The organism is Flavobacterium soyae, from assembly GCF_045348165.1.
Taxonomy (GTDB): domain Bacteria; phylum Bacteroidota; class Bacteroidia; order Flavobacteriales; family Flavobacteriaceae; genus Flavobacterium; species Flavobacterium soyae.
In genome coordinates this window covers 2,697,654-2,719,378 of sequence record NZ_CP150845.1, presented here as the reverse complement: position 1 = coordinate 2,719,378, position 21,725 = coordinate 2,697,654, and the positions used below count along the sequence as shown (strand labels likewise).

The window sequence follows — 21,725 nt, the reverse complement described above, 5'->3', positions numbered from 1 at the left end:
ATCAGTTTAACGCAAAGCACAAATCTGAACACTAAACACTAAATACTGACCACTAATTATCATTGATTACTAAAAATATGTTTTCAAAATTTTTAATATATCCGTTTGTAATACTGGTGCGCTTTTATCAAACTGCGATTTCACCTTTTACACCAGCCTCATGCAGGTTTGAGCCGACGTGTTCAACATATATGATTCAGGCATTGCAAATGCACGGATTATTTTACGGAGGCTATTTAGGAATGAAACGAATTTTAAGCTGTCATCCTTGGGGAAGAACTGGTTATGATCCGGTTCCTGAGAAGAAATGTTCACACAAACATTAACTTTTTATAAAGACTTGCTCCACATTTAATATTTATTTTTACAACATATATAAAACATTACACTATATGACACAGCCTTTAAACATCGTTTGGAATCCTTCAGAAGGAATAGATTTAGGATTTTTTATGATTCGTTATTACAGTTTAATGTTCGTAATCGCTTTTGGTTTAGGATGGTTCCTAATGAAAAAGATTTTCGAACGCGAACATGAATCTTTAGACAAATTAGACTCATTATTTGTCTGGACTGTTTTAGCAACGTTAATAGGAGCTCGTTTAGGTCATGTTTTCTTTTATGACTGGGAATATTTTAGAAATCATTTACTGGAAATCTTTTTACCATTCAAATTCGAACCAAAATTTGAATTTACTGGTTTTCAAGGTTTAGCCAGTCATGGTGCAGCTATTGCAATCATTTTTGCAATGTATTATTACAGCAAAATGATTTTAAAACGTCCGTTATTATGGATTTTAGATCGAGTTGTAATTCCTGTTGCCAGCGGTGCTATTTTTGTTCGTTTAGGGAATTTTTTCAATTCTGAGATTATTGGACATGAAACTACATCGGCTTTTGGAATCCGTTTTTTACATGATAAATTCAGCAAGGCAGAAGCGGTAAATGCAACGCAAATTGCAAATCCAAAAGAGGCTTATAATGCAATAGCAACAGATCCTAAATTTGCTGATTTATTAGCACAGGTTCCTGCAAAACATCCAACGCAATTATATGAAGCTTTTTGTTACATTTTTGTATTTGCAATTTTATATTTCTTGTATTGGAAAACTAATGCAAGACTTAAATCAGGATACTTATTCGGATTATTTTTAGTTCTTTTATTTGTAGTTCGATTTATCGTTGAATTTGTAAAAGAAAGCCAGGGAGGTATTGAAGAAGAATTAGGTTTATTCTCAACCGGGCAATGGTTAAGTATTCCTTTTATTATAATTGGTCTTTTCTTTATTATTAGAGCGCAAAGAAATCCTTTAGCAGCTTCTTAATATTAAATAAAAATCTTTAAAAATATAAAAGTCCAGTATTTCGAAATACTGGACTTTTTTATAATGGATATGAAATCCCAAATTCTATATTTTTAGTATTGTAACCTGCATTTGTACTACTCAATCCTGCATTAGAAACATGCCGTATTTCAGAACGAATATCAAATTGGATCTTCTGTACCTTAAAAGAAAAACCAAGCGCTAAAACGTCTGCAAAAGCAAAACCTTTAGACATTCTTTCGGTTTCCGTATCTGTTATCATTGGACCAACACTTCCCAAAGCATAAAAAGAACAGTTTTTATTAATTGGTTTCCGAATTAAAAAACCAAGATTCAGTACATATTCCCGCACATCTTTTAACTGCGTATATTCATCTCTTTTTTCCTGATAATCCGGAGTTTCTGGTTTAACAAAATAGAAATTCAACAATTGATGTTTGGCAAAATTAATTTCGGGCTGAACCAGAATTTCATATTGAAAATGTTTCGTTTCTTTTAATTTATAATATAACTGCGCTTTATAAAATTGATTTTCAAAAGTGTAATCTTTATTATTGAATTCACTTCCAAAACCATAATTAAAGCCAATTGAAAATCGTGAGTTTTCTTCTTGTGCTGTAATTCTTAATGTGTAAAAAAGAAGTAATAAGCATAAAAGTAATTTTCTACCCATATATTATTTTAAAGTTCATTAAATATAATACAAAAAAAAGATCCAGCTTTCACCGGATCTTTTTTAATATAGTTTAAGCAATTAATTATGCTTTGCTATGCTTGTCTTCGATTGTATGTTTTTCAATAATTATTTAAATAAAATCTAAACATGTTTAACAATCAAAAATAAAATAATTTACTGTTTGGTTAATAAAACCTCATTCTCTACTGGTAAAAGCTTATCTGCGACTTTTTGCCCAGGACAATTTTGTATATTGATCATAACCTTATCAGGTATTAAAAAAAGCTTTATCTGGGTAGGTAACTTGGTACCAGTAATAAAAAGATTACCACTTTGCCCGCAATCAGCATTTTTACCCATATAAGAGGACACATAATAACTAGCCGTTTTATTAAAATAATCACCTTTAATTACATAAGAACTATCATCAGACAAACTTCTGGTGTCTTCTATAACTGTTCCATTACTTGTTGTTATTAAATAACGAATCATTAATTCATCTTGAGATACACCTCTGGAGAGATTATTTTTATATTTTATTATCACAAAAGTGTAATTTTTATTATCAACTGTACCCTTCCATGTCCCTAAGTATTTATTAAGCAAACCATTTATATCTTTAAGATACACGCCGTCTGGAACACCACTATCAGCATCTCTATATTCTATTGCCTTTTCTACGGGTATTATTACCTGCTGTGCTTTGCAAGACAATGTTCCCACAAGCACTATTATCAATGTTATTATATTTTTCATTTTATTCTATTTTAGCAATTTATATCTACTATTTTGTTCTTTGCATCCAGAGTCTTTTTTGTCGTTGTACCGTTTTTATTTATTTTATACAACTCAATCCCGCTTATATTTGCCTTATCTTTTAAAAATTTCAAAAAACCAACCTCTGCACTATCATTTTTAAAATAAGTTTTGTAAACATTATTTAAGTCTGTCCATTTAATTGGAAGTATGTTATCAGGATTTCCTGTAAATCGCAGTTCATAAGTTCCTGAACTCGATACCATAGCACCATATACAGTACTTATAGGAATGTTGTTTGTTTTGGCATTTTTTACCAATGTTAAAAAAGCCCCTACATCTGCTGGGGAAAACATTTTTATAGCTTTATTTAAATAAGGATTTCCATCATTATCAAATTTACCGTTCTCAAACTCGTCAATATGCGTATGCATATAACCTATTATATTAGGATCAGTAGGAAGATTTAAAGTATTTGCATCTACTACACCCAGAGAAGTAAAAGGCCCATTTTTATTCTGTGAAAATCCTGTTTCTGCTTTCTGACTAGTTTTTTTACTTAACTCATCTTTTTTACTGTTAAATAAAACATTAGCCATTTGTTCTTTTATCTTGTCGCAAGGGTTAGTAGCATTTAAGGGAGCGGGCGATGGTACTGGAGAACTACCGCCTCCTGTCGAATTCCATGATACTCCTTCGCTGCTGCCTCCACCGCCGTATATAGAATTCCAGCTAAATTCATCTACCATTGGTATTCCGTGTGTTCTGTTCATAATTATGACTTCATCTAATTCAATAGATTGGGCATTAAAACTATCAAGTCCAATTCCTTTTGCAGTCCTATTATTTTTTTCAGACAAATTAGACTTGACAAGTCGGCTTACTATTATATCATTTTCAGCCCTAAAACCATTCAAAAATTCACCATCCAGAGAATTGATAATAATTTTTCCCGAAAACTTTCCCTCAATAGTGCTTTTTTCCAAATACATACTAAAAATAACACCTTTTATTTCATTGTTTATCTTCGTTAATAAAATTCGGTCATTTTGAATCTCGTTGTTTGTTGAGAAAGGAATAACAGCAAGAAACTGATCACTGCCCTTAAGCTCTTCATAGGTCATCTTATCAAGTTCCAGCTTATCCATTGCATTTTTAAGCGATTTTGAAAAAGTATTATTTACCTTGTTGCTTAAAAAAAATTTTGCTTCAGCGCTGCTAACTGTTTGTATACTGCTGCTACTCAAATCATCATTAGATTCATTAATATCTTGACAATTAATAAAGATTAATGTCAGTCCGAAAAGTATAATACTTTTTAGCTTTTTTAATTTTTGTAATTTATAATTCATAACAATTTAATTACCTTTTCATTTAGCTTTACGCAGGGTAGAAAAGGATTTGCTTATCCCATTCATTAAAAAAGATTAAAATATTGGCCAAACATTTATCTTTTACTAATATATAGCTTTTTTATTACAAAAAATTGATCTAATAATTTTAAAATGTTAATACTGTAAGATTTAACATATTTAAAACTATTTTTATGAAATTGTAATACAAAAAAAAGATCCAGCTTTCACCGGATCTTTTTTAATATAGTTTAAGCAATTAATTATGCTTTGTTATGCTTGTCTTCGATTGTGTGTTTATCATCGCTTGAAATCGTATCTACCAATACTGGTGTCGCGATAAATAATGATGAATAAGTTCCTACGATAATACCAATTAACATGGCAAAGATAAATCCTCTGATTGATTCTCCACCAAAGATAAACATTGTTAATAATACAATAATCATCATTAATGAAGTATTCAATGTTCTTGATAATGTAGTATTAATAGAAGCGTTTACGATATCTTCGAAAGTTCCTTTACGGTTTCCTATAATAAACTCTCTAATTCTATCAAATACAATTACTGTATCGTTCATAGAGTAACCAATTACAGTAAGAATTGCTGCAATAAAGTGCTGGTCCATTTCCATGTGGAATGGCATAAATTTATAACATAAAGAGTAAATTCCTAATACAAAGATTACGTCATGCGCAACAGCTGCAATCGCACCTAATGAATACTGCCATTTACGGAAAGAGATCATTAAGTATAAGAAAATAACTGCCATCGCACCAAGAACTGCCCAGTAAGAGTTTGTTTTGATATCTTCAGAAATAGAAGCTCCAACTTTAGAAGCTTGCAAAACACCTACTTTTTTACCATCATATGAGTTGATAAATTTATCGTAAGTACTATTTGGGAAATATTTAGTTAATGCTTGATATAACTTTTGGTTTACTTCCTCATCTATAGCAACACCATCTTCTTTAATTTTGTATTTAGTTGTGATTTTCAACTGATCGTCATCACCTAAAATTTTAGCTTCAACCGGAGTTCCAAATGCAGCAGATAATTCATCAGAAACTACAGTTGCATCAACTGGTTTTTCGAATTTAACCTGGAAAGTTCTTCCCCCGACAAAATCAACACCTTCATCTAATCCATTAACGAAGAAGATAGAAATCAAACTCACAACTACAACAATTGAAGAGAAGATATAAGTGAATTTTTTGATTTTAATAAAGTCAAAGTGGAAATTAGTAAACCAGTTTTTAGTAATGTTTGTAGAGAAAGTTAAATCACCTTTTCCAGCAATGTTTCTGTCAATGAAAATTCTGGCAATAAAGATAGAAGTAAACAATGAAGTTACAATACCAATAAGCAATGTTAAAGCAAATCCTTTGATTGGTCCTGTTCCGAAGATGAACAAGATCGCTCCGGTTAAAACGTGAGTTACGTTTGCATCAATAATAGAACGCATTGCACCATGCCATCCGTAAGATGCTGCTACAGCTTCAGATAATGATTTACCTTCACGCAATTCCTCTTTTGCTCTTTCATATATAATAATGTTGGCATCTACTGCAGTACCTAATGTTAATACGATACCTGCAATACCTGGTAATGTTAATACAAAACCAAAACTTGCCATAATTCCGAACAAGAAAAGTAAGTTCAATAATAAAGCAAGGTTTGCATACCATCCAGCTTTACCATAATAGAATACCATCCAAACACAAACTAATAAGAATCCTAATACAGATGAAATTGTTCCTGCATCAATTGCCGCCTGACCTAAAGATGGTCCAACAACAGTAGATTGAATAATATCTGCAGAAGCTGGTAATTTACCTGCATTTAATACGTTAGCTAAATCTTTAGTTTCAGCAACATCAAAAGAACCTGTAATTTCAGATCTTCCTCCGGCAATTGGTCCGCTTGTAACACCTGGCGCAGAATATACGATGTTATCTAAAACAATAGCGATATAACCTTTTTGAGAGAAAGCTCTTCCTGTTAATTCTTCCCAAACTTTAGCTCCCTGACTGTTCATTTGCATTGAAACAGCTGGTTTACCCATTTGGTCAAAAGTATCTTTTGCATCAGTTACAACTCCACCGCTCATAGCTGGTATGTTATCTCTGTTACCTTTTAAAGCATATAATTCAACTGCTTCAATATCTTTAGCGCTTGCTAAATCTTTTGCTTTAGGATCTTTTACAGTAGTTGGTTTACTCCAAACAAATTTTGCATAGTGTTGGTCAGCAGCCAATAAAATTCTGATTTCTGGTCTTTTGAAATAAGCATTGATTGCTGCAGTATCTTTTGTAGCGAAGTATCCTAAAACCGGACCGCCGCCTTGAGTGATCATTTTGTCAAATAAAGGATTGTTTCCTTTTTTAGTATCAACTGAATCTTTAGCATCAGTCAATAAAGCATTTAATGAATCTTTAGCAACAGTTTTGGTTTCTGCTTTTTTAACTTCAGTTTTCTTTAAAGCTTCGTTAGCAGCAACTAAGAAGTTACCAACTTCTTCAATTTTATAAGTTTCCCAAAACTCTAATTGAGCTTTTCCACCTAATAATTTTTTAATCCTGTCAACATCTTTTGCACCTGGAAGCTCAACTAAGATTCTTCCTGTTTCTCCTAATTTTTGGATGTTTGGCTGTGTTACACCAAATTTGTCGATACGCTCTCTTAATACTTTGTAAGCACTTTCGATAGACTCATCAACTTTTCTTTTAATTACTTTTTGAGCTTGCGCATCTGTCATTTGAAAATCGATCCCGCCTTCACCTTGTAAACTTCTGTTTGCAAAGATATCTGGCGAAGCCAATTTTACAGTTCCGTTTGAGTTTGCTTCAAAAGCTTGAAAAAATTTATTTAAATAGGTCTTATTTCCTTCTAAATTTGCAGTTGCATCAGCTAATGATTTATTAAAAACCGGGTTTTTAGAATTGTTTGCTAATCCTTTTAAAACATCTTTAACAGAGATTTGAAGAATTACGTTGATTCCTCCTTCTAAGTCAAGACCTTTATTTAATTGTTTGTTCTTTACTTCATTATAAGTGAAGTCTGTAAAACCAAGATTAAACACTTTTTCTTTACCAATAGAATCTAAATATTTTAGCTCTTTATCAGGATTATCTCCTGCAAAAGCTTTAGCCTCACCTTTGACATTATTTGCCACAAAAGTGAAAGAAAGTTGGTAAATACTTACCAATGCAAATAGAATTGCGAAAAATTTAATAAGTCCTTTATTCTGCATTATTACTAAAAATTAATTATGTTTTATGTTTGTTTTTGGTTTTAAATCCCCTAAAAATAAGCCCTGACATGAGTTTTTAAAACTAAAAAATCGAGATCACGAATTACAACATTTTTTTTAAATCGAGCAAATATATAATTAACGAAAAGATTAACCAATTTATTTATTAATTAATCTCAAAAAAAAGACTGCAAAAGTGCAGCCTTTTCCTTTTTTTCTTGTTTTTATTATACTAAAATCGATTTTAGAGCATCATTCATACTGCGAACCGCATCTGCACTTTTGGCAAATAAAGCCTTTTCCTGATCGTTTAAATGAATATCTACAATTTCTTCGATACCGTTTTTACCAATTATACATGGTACTCCTATACAGATATCGTTTTGCCCATACTCTCCTTCTACAAAAACAGAACATGCAATCATTTTCTTTTGATCGTTTAGTATACTGTCTACTAAATAAGCAACAGAAGCTCCCGGAGCATACCATGCAGACGTTCCTAAAAGGCTCGTAAGTGTTGCACCGCCAACCATTGTATCTGCAGCAACTTTCTGTAGTACTTCTTCTGAAAGAAATTGCGAAACCGGAATTCCGTTATAAGATGCTAAACGTGTTAACGGAATCATAGTGGTATCACCGTGACCTCCAATTACCATCGCAGAGATATCATTTGCCGGTTTATCTAAAGCAAGAGAAAGATACGTTCTAAAACGAGAACTATCTAAAGCTCCTCCCATACCTATAATTCTGTTTTTTGGCAATCCTGTAGCTTTCAAAGCTAAATAAGTCATAGTATCCATTGGGTTTGAAACTACAACTATTATAGTATCAGGAGAATATTTCAGTACATTTTCGGCAACTGTTTTTACAATTCCGGCATTTATACCAATTAATTCTTCCCTTGTCATTCCTGGTTTTCTCGGAATTCCTGATGTAATAACCACTACATCACTTCCGGCAGTTTTAGAATAATCGTTGGTTACACCAGATACTTTAGTATTGAACCCAGTATTTGTGGCGCATTGTGTGATATCCAACGCTTTCCCTTCGGCAAAACCTTCTTTAATATCCAACAACACTACTTCACTGGCAATTCCTCTATAAGAAATAACATCTGCACAAGTAGCTCCAACATTTCCTGCTCCTACAATGGTAACTTTCATATTTTTTACTTTATCGGTTATTAATTTGTTCGTTTGTTTTATAAATGACAATTCGCTTAATTGTTTAAGTAAATTTAAACAATTAAACGAATTGAAAGTTAATTTTTATTAGGCATCGATATTTGCGTAAACTGCATTTTTTTCGATAAATTCTCTACGTGGCGGAACTTCGTCTCCCATTAACATAGAGAATACTCTATCTGCCTCTGCAAGACTATCAATTGTAACCTGACGTAATGTTCTGAAGTTTGGATCCATTGTAGTTTCCCATAATTGCTCCGCGTTCATCTCTCCAAGACCTTTATAACGCTGGATAGCTGCACTTCCTCCCATTCTTTCATTCGCCTGATCACGTTGAACATCGTTCCATGCGTATTCTTTTTTGTTTCCTTTTTTAACTAAATATAAAGGTGGCGCTGCAATATAAACATGACCTTCTTCAATAAGTTCTTTCATAAAACGGAAGAAGAACGTTAATATTAAGGTAGAAATGTGACTACCATCGACATCGGCATCACACATGATGATTACTTTATGATATCTTAGTTTTTCAATATTAAGTGCTTTGCTGTCTTCTGCTGTACCAACTGTAACTCCTAAAGCAGTAAATATGTTTCGAATCTCTTCGTTTTCAAATACTTTATGATGCATCGCTTTCTCAACATTCAAAATCTTACCACGTAATGGTAAAATCGCCTGAAAGTTACGGTCACGACCTTGTTTTGCTGTTCCACCAGCCGAATCTCCCTCGACTAAGTAAACCTCGCATCTTGCAGGATCCTGCTCTGAACAATCTGATAGCTTTCCTGGTAATCCGCCGCCGCCCATAACGGTTTTACGCTGCACCATTTCACGCGCTTTTTTCGCCGCATGACGTGCCTGAGCTGCTAAAATTACTTTTTGAATAATGATTCGGGCATCATTTGGGTTTTCTTCCAAATAATTTTCTAACATTTCTCCAACTGCCTGAGAAACCGGAGAAACTACTTCTCTGTTTCCTAGTTTTGTTTTTGTTTGTCCTTCGAATTGAGGTTCAGCAACTTTTACCGAAATAATAGCTGTTAATCCTTCACGGAAGTCATCTCCCGCAATTTCGAATTTCAATTTATCTAACATTCCAGATGCATCTGCATATTTTTTAAGGGTTCTTGTTAAACCACTTCTAAAACCTTGTAAATGCGTTCCTCCTTCGTGTGTATTAATATTATTTACGTAAGAGAAAATATTCTCTGTGTAACTTGTATTATAAATTAAGGCAACCTCAACCGGAATTTCACCTTTTTCGTGATCCATGCTGATTACATGAGAAATAATTGGCTCACGGTTTCCATCTAAATAACGAATGTATTCTTTTAGACCTTCATCAGAATGGAAAACTTCGCTTTTAAATTCGCCTTTTTCATCTACTTCTCTTTTATCTGTAAACGTAATTGTGATTCCTTTGTTTAAGAAAGAAAGCTCACGCATACGTGCTGATAATGTGTCATAAGAGAACTCTGTAGTTTGCGTAAAGATTGTATTATCAGGATAAAAAGTCTGACGTGTACCTCTTTTTTCTGTTTCTCCAATTTGTTTTACCGGATATAATGATTTTCCTCTTTCGTATTCCTGCTCGTAGATTTTTCCTTCTCTAAAAACAGTCGATTTCATATGAACCGAAAGTGCGTTTACTACAGAAACCCCAACACCGTGAAGTCCTCCGGAAACTTTATAAGAATCTTTATCAAATTTACCTCCGGCACCAATTTTAGTCATTACAACCTCAAGTGCAGAAACTCCTTCTTTTTTATGTAAATCAACTGGAATACCACGTCCGTTATCTTCAACTGTAATAGAACCATCTTCATTAATTGCAACACCAATAGTATCACAATGTCCGCCCATCGCCTCATCAATAGAGTTATCAACAACTTCATAAACCAAATGATGCAGTCCTCGAACTCCCACATCTCCAATATACATGGATGGACGCATTCTTACGTGCTCCATTCCTTCTAATGCCTGAATACTATCTGCTGAATAATTGTTCTTCTTGATCTCTTCGCTCATATAATTTATTCTAAAAAATGTATTTACTGTCTAACACGCAAATATATAAAAACGCAGACTATATACCCATAAAATTCCGACTTAAAGCACTTAAGTTATTAACACAATTGTCTTAAAAACCAAAAAATAAATCTAAAAGGTAAGTTTAAATTCCAATTTTCATAAATTCCAAATTCTAAAAATGGGAATAACATAAAAAATATCAAATTCTAAAAGTCAATAAATTCCAATTTTCTTAAATTCCAAATTCCAAACTTTACCAGCTGTATAAAAAAAACCGAAATACAAATGCATTTCGGTTTTAATGATTTCAAAATTGGATTTTGGATTTTCTCAATTTTGGAATTTCTTTTTTTTATTGTTTTTTATTAAAATCCCCAGCATAAATAGAGGTCATTTTATCTAAAGTCAGGTATTTTTTCAATACTTTATTTACTTCATCTACTTTTAAAGCTTTTACTTTAGTCTCCAGTTGATCATAATCATCAAGAGCTATTCCGTATTGCAAATAAGTATTTACTAACTCCATTAAGGTATTATCAACCCCTAATCTTGTTTTTCTTTCATTTTGCCAGCTCACTAAATTTGATTTTAATTCTTCTGCTGTAAATCCGTCTTTTAAAGCTTTTGCAATTTCCTCTTTTGCAGCTGTTTCAACAGCATTCTTTTTCGTAGGGTTTAAGAAAGCATAATAAGTCCAGGCTGCCGCATCATTGGTAATTGGTACATCAATAAATGAACCTGCACCGTAACTAATACCCTCTTTTTCTCTTAATCTCATCGGAATTCTGGCGCTTAAAAAACCACCGCTTCCTAAAATTTCATTTGCCATAACAAATGCCGGATAATCTGGATTTTTTCTATCCATTTTAAAACTGATTCTTCCTAGCGCCACAGCATTTTCTTTATCTGGTGTAATAATATCTTTATCTAATTTTTGTGTTTCAAAATAAGCCGGCTGAGCAAGTTCGTATTTTGATTTAGAATTCCATTTTCCAAATGTATTTTCTAAAATCTCTCCTGTAGTTTTTACATCTAGATCTCCCACTACACTTCCTATTCCATTATTTCCGCCTAAAACATTAGTATAGAAATCAACAATTTCAGCTTGTTTTATCTTTTTAAAGGCATCAATCTGCTCCTGAATAGTTGGTGTATAAAAAATACTTCCTTTTGGATATTTAGTAGTTATTCTCGAAAGTTCTGTAAATGCAACAGCTTGCGGATCATTTAAACTTGACTCCAAATAGGTGTTATATTCGCTGATTGTTTTAGTTAGTTCATTTTCAGGAAAAGTCGAATTCGCTAATAAATCTGCTAAAATTCCCATTACTTCTTTAAAGTGCTCTTTATAAGTATTAACACTAACCGATAATGTTTGTCTTGAAAAATTAAAATTAATTGACGATTTCAATTGATCTAATTTATCCTGAATTTGTTCTTTAGTCTGTGTTTTTGTTCCTGTTTTTAATAATTGAGCCAGAATTCCGGCAATATCATTTTTACCTGTTAAATCTTTTTCATTACTAACCGGAAATTTAAAACTTGCCTGAATTTTTCCGCCTTTAATCTCTTTTTTGATTAAACCGTATTTGATACCATTTGTTAATTTTCCTTCAACAAGATTTTGTTTTAAATTTTTAATGGATGCTTCAAATGGTGCAGCTTCTTTCTCTAAAGCTTTTCCTTTATAATCTTTAGTAAGTGCCAATAATTGTTCATCAGTATATTCATTTGCTTTTACTCTTACTTCATCTTTAGATGGAATAAATACACCAACAGTTCTATTATTTGGTCTAAAATATTTCTCGGCAACTCTTTGAATATCTTCTTTTGTTAATTTCTCAACAGCATCTCTGTATAAATAGCCAAGTCTGTAATCGCCCGCTCCAATAATTTCGGTTAGATTGATAGCATACGAAATAGTATTATTTTTTACGGCTTCTATTTGCTTGATAATTTTTGCTTTTGCTCTGCTTACATCCTGATCCGTATATTTTGTGGTGGTTATCTTATCCAACTCACTTCTTACAATATCTTTTGTTGCATATACATCTTTATCATTAGGAACTGCAACCCCAAAATAGATAAAACTTGCATCTCTTACCGAAGGCTGCCAAAAATAAATATTTGACACTTTTTGTGTCTCAACTAATGTTTTATATAAATAACCAGATGGATCTGCAGTTAAGATTTCTCCTAAAGCATCAATCGCTGCATAATCTTTATCTGCATAAGATACCGTATGATATAAAGCACCAACATTTTTGCTGTCACCAGCTCTTTTAAGCTCCACATATTTTTCGCCATCCTGAACAGGTTCTATGGTATACGTTTTATCTAAAACTCTTTTTGGTCTCGGAATTGCCCCAAAATACTGCCCAACATATTGCAATGCTTTTTGTTCATCAAATTTACCTGCAATTATCAAGGTTGAATTATCTGGCTGATAGTATTTTTCATAAAAAACGCGAAGTGTATTTGCTTTTACCCTTTCAATATCTTCTTTACTGCCAATGGTGCTGTTTCCGTAATTGTGCCATAAATAAGCCGAAGAAAGAATTCTGTCCTGCAAAACGCCGTCAGGATTATTTTCTCCTATTTCAAACTCATTTCTAACTACAGAAAACTCTTTATCTAAATCAGTTTGCAAAATAGTAGAGTTAATCATTCTGTCAGCTTCCATTTCGATGCTCCATTTTAGGTTTTCATCGCTTGACGGAAAAACTTCATAATAGTTTGTTCTGTCAAACCAGGTGGTTCCATTGGCATTTCCTCCTTTGTCTGAAAGCATTTTTTTAATATCCCCCAAATTCTTAGTGCTTTTAAAAAGCATATGTTCTAATAAATGCGCCATTCCTTTTTCTCCATAACCTTCATTTCTGGAACCAACATTGTAAACAATATTAACTACCATATTACTTTGAGAAGCATCTGGAATTAAAAGAACTTTTAATCCATTATTTAAAGAATATTCTTTGACACCTTCGACATTTGTGATGTACTTGGGTGTTTCCGCTTTTTGCGCATAAACTGAGCCCAATGAAACTAATGAGCAGCATAAAACTCCACTGAGAAATAGTTTTTTCATAAATTGTTTTTAAGAGTTATTTAATTGTTCGTGGTAATCAAATATAGTATTTTTCTGAAATACGTTTTATTCTTATTAACTTACTTTTAGCAATTTACGGGAAACCACAAAAAAAGCCGAAACTACATTGTGAATGCATTTCGGCTTTTTATATTTTAGTTCCAAATTGAAATTCGGAATTTGGAATTTGGAATTTGGAATTTTTTTATTGAAATTTTCTATATTAAACAGCAACTCCAGATTTTACATTTTCAAAATTTCCTTGTAAGTGGGCTGCATTTGCTCTTCCGCTTGGATCAAGATTTTCCTGCCATTTCGGAATCCATTTACGAACGGTTTGCGCTGCACTAACCTGTGGATAGTATTTGTGAAAAATAGATCTGTAATAATACGCTTCTTTTGTTGTTGGCGTATTATACAGAAACTCTGCACTTGCACCGGCCAATTGCTCGTCTGTAACCTGCGAAGCACAATATTCGATTAATTCATCAACCCAGTTATATCCAACTCCATCAGAAAATTGTTCTTTTTGTCTCCATAAAACTTCTTTTGGCAAATAAGGATCATTTGGAGTATCAAAAGCTTTTCTTAAAATGTATTTTTCAATTCCTTCATACGTTTTAGGCTGTTTTTCTTCGGTTTTAATTCGAATGGTAACATCTAAAAAATCTGTATCTAAAAACGGAATTCGTGCTTCGATTCCGTTTGCCATAGTAGTTTTATCAACACGAAGTAAATCGGCCGTAAATAACTTCTGAACTCTTTCTATAGTCTCATCCTGAAATTCTTCTGCCGAAGGCGCATTTCTAAAATACAAATGACCACCGAAAATTTCATCGGCACCTTCACCCGAAAGAATCACTTTTACTCCCTTATCAATTATTGCTTTTGATAATAAATACATTGGAACTCCTGAACGAACCGAAATAATATCGTAAGTTTCAATATGCGAAATCACTTTTTCTAAAATCGCAACACCTTCTTCAACTGTAAAATGTATTTCATGGTGATCTGTTCCTAAAAATTCAGCTGCTTTTCTTGCCGAAACATTATCCGGAGCATCAGCATCTAATCCGATAGAAAAAGACGGAAGTTTTTTACCATTTTCTTTTAATAATCTAGATGCGATTGATGAAATTAAAGAGGTATCTAAACCTCCTGATAATACAACTCCAACAGGAACTTCACTCATTAATCGTTTGCGGGTTGCTTCGATTAAGGATTCACGAATTAAATCTAAATCAAGTGACTGAGTGGCATTTTTATGATCTTCGTATTCTGGATGATAATATTTTACAAAACCGCTTTTTGCTGTATAATAATGTCCCGGAGGAAAAGTCGAGAATGACTTACATTGATCTGCAATTGATTTCATTTCAGAAGAAAAATAAATTCTTCCTCTTTCATCTAAACCATAATATAAAGGTTTAACCCCAATTGGATCTCTTCCTGCAATATATTTATCTCCGTCGATTATTACGAAAGCAAAATCTCCGTCTAGTTTATTACAAAAATCATATCCAAATTCTTCGTACAAATGCACAATTACTTCTGAGTCAGAATTTGTTCTAAAAGTATGATCTTTTAAAACGGTATTTTTTAATTCCTGATAATTATAAATTTCCCCGTCGTGAACCATCCAGGCTTTATCTGTTCCCTGAATAGGCTGTTTCCCCGATTTTAAATCGATAATAGAAAGACTTTCATGACAAAGAATACTGCCATTTTCCATAATGTGCAAATCGCTTTCATCAGGACCGCGATGCGACATTCTTTCAGAAAGTGCTTTTACAAGCTGCGGGTCTTTTCCTTTACCAATAACGGCCAATAATCCAGACATACTATTCTATTTTTTTATTTTTATTCTACTGTTTCAGACTTAAAATAAGCCGAACATTAAAAAATCATTAAAATTTTCTGCTGAAAGCAAAACTAAATATTATTTTTTGCTTTCCTACATTTTCAGTATTAAAATCTTAGGTATTTAACTTTTTTGGGGAATGCCAAATATAAAAAAAGTAAGTTAAATAATTATCGAAATATTTTTATAAAGAACTGAAATATAGAATTTAACAATTTTAGACAAGAAAGACGTTCTTAAAGTAAGAACGTCTTTCTGCAATATATATACTAATTCTAATAATTAAACGTGTTTATGCTTTTACATAGGCATCATCGTGAACACTTGCCACAGCTCTACCAGATGGATCGTTCATGTTTTTGAATGCTTCATCCCACTCTAAAGCGATTTTTGTACTACAAGCTACACTTGCTTCCTGAGGAACGCATAATGCTGCTGCATCGCTTGGGAAATGTTCTGTAAAGATAGAACGATAGTAATATTCTTCTTTTGAAGTTGGCGTTTGTAACGGGAATTTAAATCTCGCGTTTGCCAATTGTTCGTCTGAAACTTCTCTTGCTACTACTTCTTTCAAAGTATCAATCCAGCTGTATCCTACTCCATCAGAAAATTGTTCTTTTTGTCTCCACGCCACACTTTCAGGAAGCATATCTTCAAAAGCCTTACGAACAACCCATTTTTCCATTGGGTGTTCTTTGTTGATCATTTTATCTTGTGGGTTGATGCGCATTGCAACATCCATAAATTCTTTATCTAAGAAAGGAACACGTCCTTCAATTCCCCAAGCCGCTAAACTTTTGTTTGCACGTAAACAGTCATACATATGAAGTTTACTTAATTTACGAACGTTTTCTTCGTGAAATTCTCTTGCGTTTGGTGCTTTGTGGAAATATAAATATCCTCCGAATAACTCATCTGCACCTTCTCCAGAAAGAACCATTTTAATTCCCATTGATTTGATAACTCTCGCCATTAACCACATTGGAGTTGAAGCTCTTACTGTAGTTACATCATAAGTTTCAAGGTTGTAAATTACATCACGAACAGCATCTAAACCTTCTTGAATAGTGAATTTAATTTCATGGTGAATAGTTCCAATATGATCTGCTACTTTTCTTGCTGCTGCTAAATCCGGAGATCCTTCTAAACCAACAGAGAAAGAGTGTAATTGCGGATACCAGGCATCTGTAGTATCATCTGACTCAATACGTTTTTGTGCAAATTTTTTGGCTACAGCCGAAGTAATAGACGAATCTAGACCTCCAGAAAGTAAAACTCCGTAAGGAACATCACTCATTAATTGTCTGTGAACCGCTGCTTCAAGCGCTTTTTTGATTTCAGGAATACTTGTTTCGTTGTCTTTAACCGCATCATAATCAACCCAGTCTCTTTTGTACCATTGTACAAATTCACCGTCTTTGCTTGATAAATAATGTCCCGGAGGAAATAATTCGATTTTTGTACAATATCCTTCTAAAGCTTTTAACTCAGATGCTACATAGAAAGTTCCGTGTTGATCCCAACCAATGTATAATGGAATAATTCCCATATGGTCACGAGCAACAAAATACTCATCTTTATCAACGTCATAAATCGCAAAACCAAAGATTCCGTTTAATTCATCAACAAAACTTACTCCTTTTTCTCTGTATAATGCTAAGATAACTTCGCAGTCACTTTCTGTTTGAAAGTTATATTTTCCTTCGAATTGCTTACGTAAATCTCTGTGATTGTAAATTTCACCATTTGCAGCCAAAACCAATTTTTTATCTTCTGTAAATAAAGGTTGTTTTCCTGAAGCTGGATCTACAATTGCCAAACGCTCATGAGAAAGAATTGCTTTATCATTGCTGTAAATTCCGCTCCAGTCTGGTCCGCGGTGACGAATGATTTTAGACATTTCTAATACTTGAGGTCTTAACACTTCGGCTTTTTGCTTTAGATCAAAGGCACATACAATTCCACACATAATTTTATATTTTTAACTTTTAAATTTTATTTTGATAAGGCAAAGATGCGGTATTGGTTATAATTGAAAAACACAAATATCAATTTAAGTTACAATTTAAAACCATAAAAAAGAATTTACATATAAAATGTAAAATTTTAGCATAAAAAAAAGCCCGAAACTTATAATTTTCAATTTTGAAGGTAAAACGCAAGTAAAATATACGATTTTGAAGAAATTTTTGAATTAAATTTTGAGATATTTAAGTATCCATGAAAGATTCATAAACAGAATAGAAAAAGCTGTTCAAAAATTATTCTATATTCAATCTTGCATTAGATATTAACATACTGTTTGTCATTCCGAGGAACGAGGAATCGCACTAGAAATTCTACAAAGATTGGTAATTACTTTATAGAGTTACTCGGAATCGAAAAAAAACATAGCCAATGGTTTCAACCATTGGAACGCAATATTAGCACGTCCCTATTATTTCCTGCGGTTGAACCGCAGGAAATGTTTGAAAATAAAATCTCCAAACTTTGTCGAGTTTCTAGTGGGATTCCTCGTTCCTCGGAATGACATACTTTGCGGAACTACCGATATTTAATCTCTACGAGATATTTAATATTTAAGGGTAGTCCCTACGGGACAATTTTATCATTTAATTATTCTGCTTTCTACCGATATTTAGCTCCTAAAGGAGCATAACACGTAAGTTTATCTCGTAGAGATTAAATATCGGTAGAAAAAAATACACAAAAAATAAAATTGTCCCGTAGGGACTACACCTAAAACAATTAATCACAAAACACTTTCAATAATATAATGCGTCTTATTAATCTCAAATTTAAATCCGGCTTTATTCCCCATTAAATGATTTCCTAAAGGCGACTGTGGAGAAAGCGCAATAACATTAATTCCATCAATTGCGATTTTTGGGAGCGCCACACTTACGTATAAATAAATTCCGTTTGCTTTTACCAAACTTCCTGAAATGATATTTTCGGTTGTTTTAGCCGAATCAATTTTATCTAAAACTGCTTTTTGCGCAATAGATTCTTTAAGTTTATTAGTTAGCTTTTCCTGTTCGATATGCATCATCGACAAAGCCGTTTCGTGTTTATCGCCCGCAGAACCTTTGGCATCGTTTTTAGAATCTTCTGTCAATCCCGAAATCATGTCTTTAAAAACATCAATTCGGTCTTGAACCATTTGTAAATAATGAGAATGTATTTTTTGTTTGAAAGTCATTTTTTTGAGGTTCTGAGGTACAAAGGTGCAAAGGTTTTTCTGCTGTCGCAAAAAAATAGCCACGAATTCACGAATTTACTCCAAAAAATTCACGAACTCATGGCTAAAAAAAAGGCGCTTTTTATATTTTATATAATTTTTGTGCCTTAGTATTTCATGGCAAAACCTGCTTAAAAATCGAATTTATAATTTCCTCCCACTAAAACCTGAAAGCCCTGAACAGGATAATTCAGCCATCTTTCATAAGCTTGGTTTCCTATATTATTTAATTTTAAGAAGAAAGTTAAACGCTCATTATATTTATATCCTAAATGTGCATTGGCATCAAAATAACTTTTTAAAGTGGTAATTACAGGATCTGTTACCAGAGTCAGATTTGACTGCATGTCTTTACGTTCTCCAACATAAAATACATTTAAACCGGCATACCATTGTTCTGTAATATTTACATCAAGATTGGAACTCAATTTCATTGAAGGTAAATTCCACGCTTCTAATCCATCCGTTTTGTAACTGTTAAAAGTTCCGTTTATTCCAAAAGAAACACTCTGAGAAAAATCTGCTTTTAATTCCCCGTAAAAACGGAAAGTTCTAACATCATCATAAACTACACTAAGTGAATTTCCGAAGGCATAATTTTGGTTCGAAAAATCTTCTGTATAATCGTTGCTTTTAAATAATGCTTTATCTTTTTCATTCAAATAAGAACCTGTCAAATTATAACTCACATTATTAGCCAGTTTTCCTTTTAAACCTGCAAAAACTGTATATTGATTACTGGTTGGTCTCATATTTAAAGTTGGAGACAAAAAAGGATTTTCAGTTACAAAATCAGCATATGAGTTTTGATTTAAACTTCCGTTAACTCCTGTATAGAAAATCATTAAATCGCCAACTAATTTGTATGAAGCGTTTACTTTTGGATAAATATAAAATTTGTTTCCGCTGTTTTCAGAATCTAAAGCATAAAATAAACCAGCACCTAATTCTAAAGTCCAGTCGTTTTCATGAACCACAAAACTTGGTTCAATCCCAAAGTTTGTCAAACTATATTTTAAAGGTTCAACATTATCCCATGCATAATTATGTTCAAAAGAACCGCTAACGTGATCTACAATAATATTAGTATTGATTGCCTGATCCATAACATCAACTTTAAAAGTTGGTTTTAGATAAAAACGATTTTCTGAGGAAGAAAAACTATCTGAAAAATGCGTAAATCTAGTTGAGATTTTGCTGAAAATACCTTCCGTAAATTCAGCATTTCCGCCTAAAGAAATTGTGTTATAAGAATGATTCGGATTAATGCCTCTAATTAAATCTTCCTGTGTTCCCGGCGGCAGCGTCATTCCAAAATCTGCAGGTAAACCGTACCAGTTGTATATTTGATTTTGATAGCCTACATCAACACCCCAAGACATATCGCGATTGTTTACACCGTAACCTATATTTAAACCTGTATCGTAAAATTCATCGTTTAAATTCACATCTTTAATTCCCCCCTGAGAAGAATGATGACGCAGCATTCCGGCTAAATAATCATTATTTCCTAAATCCTGAGTTACAAATAATTCTGCATTAAGCGTTCCGTAATTTCCAACTCCAAGAGTCGCATAATTATTGAATAATCTTTCCTTTTTAGACTTATCCACAGCTTGTGCATTTCCTTTTGACGGCGTAAAAGTCGAAGCCACCGGAACAGACAAAATACTATATTTAATAGTTTCTTTTGGCTGATTTCCCGCATCGTCCAGCGAAGGTGTTTCTTTCACTTTAAAAGCGTCAGATATTGTTGGCGAATAAGGTTTTACTACGTTTACCGTTTCAGTTCCAATGCTTTCATTCTTCTTAACCTGCGAAAACGAAAGCTGGCAGACCAATAACACTAGTAAAACGATAATTTTATTTCGGCACTTAATTTTCATATTTCTTTTATTTTGTAAAAATGTATAGTGTAAGATGTGAGTTGTAAAATGTTAAATGTTTTTACACCTTATTTTTTACATTTCACTTTTCACAATTTTACATTTTACAATTATCTAATTTTCTAATTCTCTAATTCTCTCAATTTTCTAATTTCTACGCTTCCCACTCTCCTTTAGCAACAAACTGAGCTTTTCCTCCAATATTAATATCGAACTGATTCTCAATTAATTTCCCTTTAAAATAAATCTGAGACGGACGCCCTATATAATCTCCCTGATAATTGATTAATTCAAATTTAGGTATATGGTATTTTAACAGAAAAGCCTGTAAACATGTACTCGCACTTCCTGTCGCTGCATCTTCTAATAACTGATTGTGCTCAATGTATAAAAGTCTGCTAAACAATTTTGAACCTTCTAAATAATAAAAATACAAGCCTCTATGGTCGGTTTTACAATGATTTTTCATCCATTGATCTGCTTTATCTTTATCTAAAGTCAGGTTTTCCAATGCTCTTTTACTGCTTAATCCAACCATTACAAAGGCGCTTCCGGTTGTAACTTCCTGAATTGGGAATTGATTTTCAAAATCTTCTTTTTTCAGATTACTGAATAATGTAAAATCATCTTTGGAGAAAATATCCCAAAATTTTGGCTGTGCTGCTTTCAACCAAATCAAATCTTCTGATTGCTGAATTTGAATGGGTCCAATAGGAACATTCAACGTTATACTTTCAGGCGAATTATCAAATACTTTATTAATCAAAACCCATGAAGTCCCAATTATCGGATGTCCTGCAAACTGCATTTCATGAGCCGGTGTAAATATTCTTATTTCTGCTTTATTATTTTCTTTATCAAGTTTGGTAATAAATGTGCTCTCTGCGAAATTAATCTCGCGCGCCATTTGCTGCATTTCTTCTGAACTTAAATTCTCAGCTTCTAAAAAAACCGCCAATTGATTTCCGGCATATTTTTTATCAGCAAAAACATCAACTATATAAAAAGGTAAACTCATTGTTCTTATTTTTTGTTGAGAAAATAGAGGAAAGAATAAAGAGAAAAGACTTT

The 21,725-nt window shown here is 32.8% G+C and carries 14 protein-coding genes; 2 read left to right on the top strand and 12 right to left on the bottom strand.

All coding sequences use genetic code 11. The features are described 5' to 3' along the window. Positions 1 to 77: 77 nt before the first annotated feature. The gene (gene yidD / locus AABD74_RS11615; protein WP_406842964.1) at positions 78 to 326 is read left to right on the top strand and encodes a membrane protein insertion efficiency factor YidD; all 249 of its coding nucleotides are present in this window, start codon (positions 78 to 80) and stop codon (positions 324 to 326) included. A gap of 66 nt (positions 327 to 392) precedes the next feature. Beyond that, positions 393 to 1,325: a prolipoprotein diacylglyceryl transferase gene (gene lgt, locus AABD74_RS11610; RefSeq protein WP_406842962.1), complete on the top strand. Its 933-nt coding sequence runs from the start codon at positions 393 to 395 to the stop codon at positions 1,323 to 1,325. A 58-nt stretch (positions 1,326 to 1,383) separates the two neighbouring features. On the opposite strand, the gene AABD74_RS11605 is transcribed toward lgt, so the two are convergent. From AABD74_RS11605 to AABD74_RS11550, 12 genes are all read right to left on the bottom strand, one after another. Then, complete coding sequence (locus AABD74_RS11605) at positions 1,384 to 1,998, bottom strand: acyloxyacyl hydrolase (protein WP_406842961.1); 615 nt, start codon at positions 1,996 to 1,998, stop codon at positions 1,384 to 1,386. A 177-nt stretch (positions 1,999 to 2,175) separates the two neighbouring features. Continuing rightward, positions 2,176 to 2,757 carry a DUF6705 family protein gene (locus AABD74_RS11600; RefSeq protein ID WP_406842960.1) on the bottom strand — a complete coding sequence of 194 codons (582 nt, stop codon included), beginning with the start codon at positions 2,755 to 2,757 and terminating at the stop codon, positions 2,176 to 2,178. A gap of 11 nt (positions 2,758 to 2,768) precedes the next feature. Further along, positions 2,769 to 4,109, bottom strand: a complete 1,341-nt coding sequence (locus AABD74_RS11595; protein WP_406842959.1) for a hypothetical protein — start codon at positions 4,107 to 4,109, stop codon at positions 2,769 to 2,771. A 263-nt stretch (positions 4,110 to 4,372) separates the two neighbouring features. After that, positions 4,373 to 7,363, bottom strand: coding sequence for a protein translocase subunit SecDF (gene secDF / locus AABD74_RS11590; protein ID WP_406842958.1), 2,991 nt, complete (start codon positions 7,361 to 7,363; stop codon positions 4,373 to 4,375). A gap of 227 nt (positions 7,364 to 7,590) precedes the next feature. Continuing rightward, the gene (gene mdh / locus AABD74_RS11585; protein ID WP_406842957.1) at positions 7,591 to 8,526 is read right to left on the bottom strand and encodes a malate dehydrogenase; all 936 of its coding nucleotides are present in this window, start codon (positions 8,524 to 8,526) and stop codon (positions 7,591 to 7,593) included. Positions 8,527 to 8,634: 108 nt separating this feature from the next. Beyond that, positions 8,635 to 10,575: a DNA topoisomerase (ATP-hydrolyzing) subunit B gene (gene gyrB, locus AABD74_RS11580; protein ID WP_406842956.1), complete on the bottom strand. Its 1,941-nt coding sequence runs from the start codon at positions 10,573 to 10,575 to the stop codon at positions 8,635 to 8,637. A gap of 355 nt (positions 10,576 to 10,930) precedes the next feature. Next, a complete protein-coding gene (locus AABD74_RS11575) occupies positions 10,931 to 13,666 on the bottom strand; it encodes a M16 family metallopeptidase (RefSeq protein WP_406842955.1) in 2,736 nt (911 codons plus the stop codon). Between the two features lie 223 nt (positions 13,667 to 13,889). Then, the gene (gene asnB, locus AABD74_RS11570) at positions 13,890 to 15,506 is read right to left on the bottom strand and encodes an asparagine synthase B (protein ID WP_406842954.1); all 1,617 of its coding nucleotides are present in this window, start codon (positions 15,504 to 15,506) and stop codon (positions 13,890 to 13,892) included. A 313-nt stretch (positions 15,507 to 15,819) separates the two neighbouring features. After that, positions 15,820 to 17,496, bottom strand: a complete 1,677-nt coding sequence (asnB, locus tag AABD74_RS11565; protein ID WP_406842953.1) for an asparagine synthase B — start codon at positions 17,494 to 17,496, stop codon at positions 15,820 to 15,822. A gap of 783 nt (positions 17,497 to 18,279) precedes the next feature. Further along, positions 18,280 to 18,729, bottom strand: coding sequence for a hypothetical protein (locus AABD74_RS11560; protein WP_232681289.1), 450 nt, complete (start codon positions 18,727 to 18,729; stop codon positions 18,280 to 18,282). A gap of 170 nt (positions 18,730 to 18,899) precedes the next feature. Further along, a complete protein-coding gene (locus AABD74_RS11555; RefSeq protein ID WP_232681287.1) occupies positions 18,900 to 20,654 on the bottom strand; it encodes a TonB-dependent receptor in 1,755 nt (584 codons plus the stop codon). A gap of 154 nt (positions 20,655 to 20,808) precedes the next feature. Continuing rightward, positions 20,809 to 21,672: a PhzF family phenazine biosynthesis protein gene (locus tag AABD74_RS11550; RefSeq protein ID WP_406842952.1), complete on the bottom strand. Its 864-nt coding sequence runs from the start codon at positions 21,670 to 21,672 to the stop codon at positions 20,809 to 20,811. Positions 21,673 to 21,725 lie beyond the last annotated feature (53 nt).

Coding starts and splice junctions, on each gene's coding strand:
- AABD74_RS11555 (WP_232681287.1), bottom strand. CDS start 20,654: ATGAAAATTAAGTGCCGAAATAAAATTATCGTTTTACTAGTGTTATTG.
- AABD74_RS11550 (WP_406842952.1), bottom strand. CDS start 21,672: ATGAGTTTACCTTTTTATATAGTTGATGTTTTTGCTGATAAAAAATAT.
- AABD74_RS11600 (WP_406842960.1), bottom strand. CDS start 2,757: ATGAAAAATATAATAACATTGATAATAGTGCTTGTGGGAACATTGTCT.
- AABD74_RS11595 (WP_406842959.1), bottom strand. CDS start 4,109: ATGAATTATAAATTACAAAAATTAAAAAAGCTAAAAAGTATTATACTT.
- secDF (WP_406842958.1), bottom strand. CDS start 7,363: ATGCAGAATAAAGGACTTATTAAATTTTTCGCAATTCTATTTGCATTG.
- mdh (WP_406842957.1), bottom strand. CDS start 8,526: ATGAAAGTTACCATTGTAGGAGCAGGAAATGTTGGAGCTACTTGTGCA.
- AABD74_RS11605 (WP_406842961.1), bottom strand. CDS start 1,998: ATGGGTAGAAAATTACTTTTATGCTTATTACTTCTTTTTTACACATTA.
- asnB (WP_406842953.1), bottom strand. CDS start 17,496: ATGTGTGGAATTGTATGTGCCTTTGATCTAAAGCAAAAAGCCGAAGTG.
- asnB (WP_406842954.1), bottom strand. CDS start 15,506: ATGTCTGGATTATTGGCCGTTATTGGTAAAGGAAAAGACCCGCAGCTT.
- lgt (WP_406842962.1), top strand. CDS start 393: ATGACACAGCCTTTAAACATCGTTTGGAATCCTTCAGAAGGAATAGAT.
- gyrB (WP_406842956.1), bottom strand. CDS start 10,575: ATGAGCGAAGAGATCAAGAAGAACAATTATTCAGCAGATAGTATTCAG.
- AABD74_RS11560 (WP_232681289.1), bottom strand. CDS start 18,729: ATGACTTTCAAACAAAAAATACATTCTCATTATTTACAAATGGTTCAA.
- AABD74_RS11575 (WP_406842955.1), bottom strand. CDS start 13,666: ATGAAAAAACTATTTCTCAGTGGAGTTTTATGCTGCTCATTAGTTTCA.
- yidD (WP_406842964.1), top strand. CDS start 78: ATGTTTTCAAAATTTTTAATATATCCGTTTGTAATACTGGTGCGCTTT.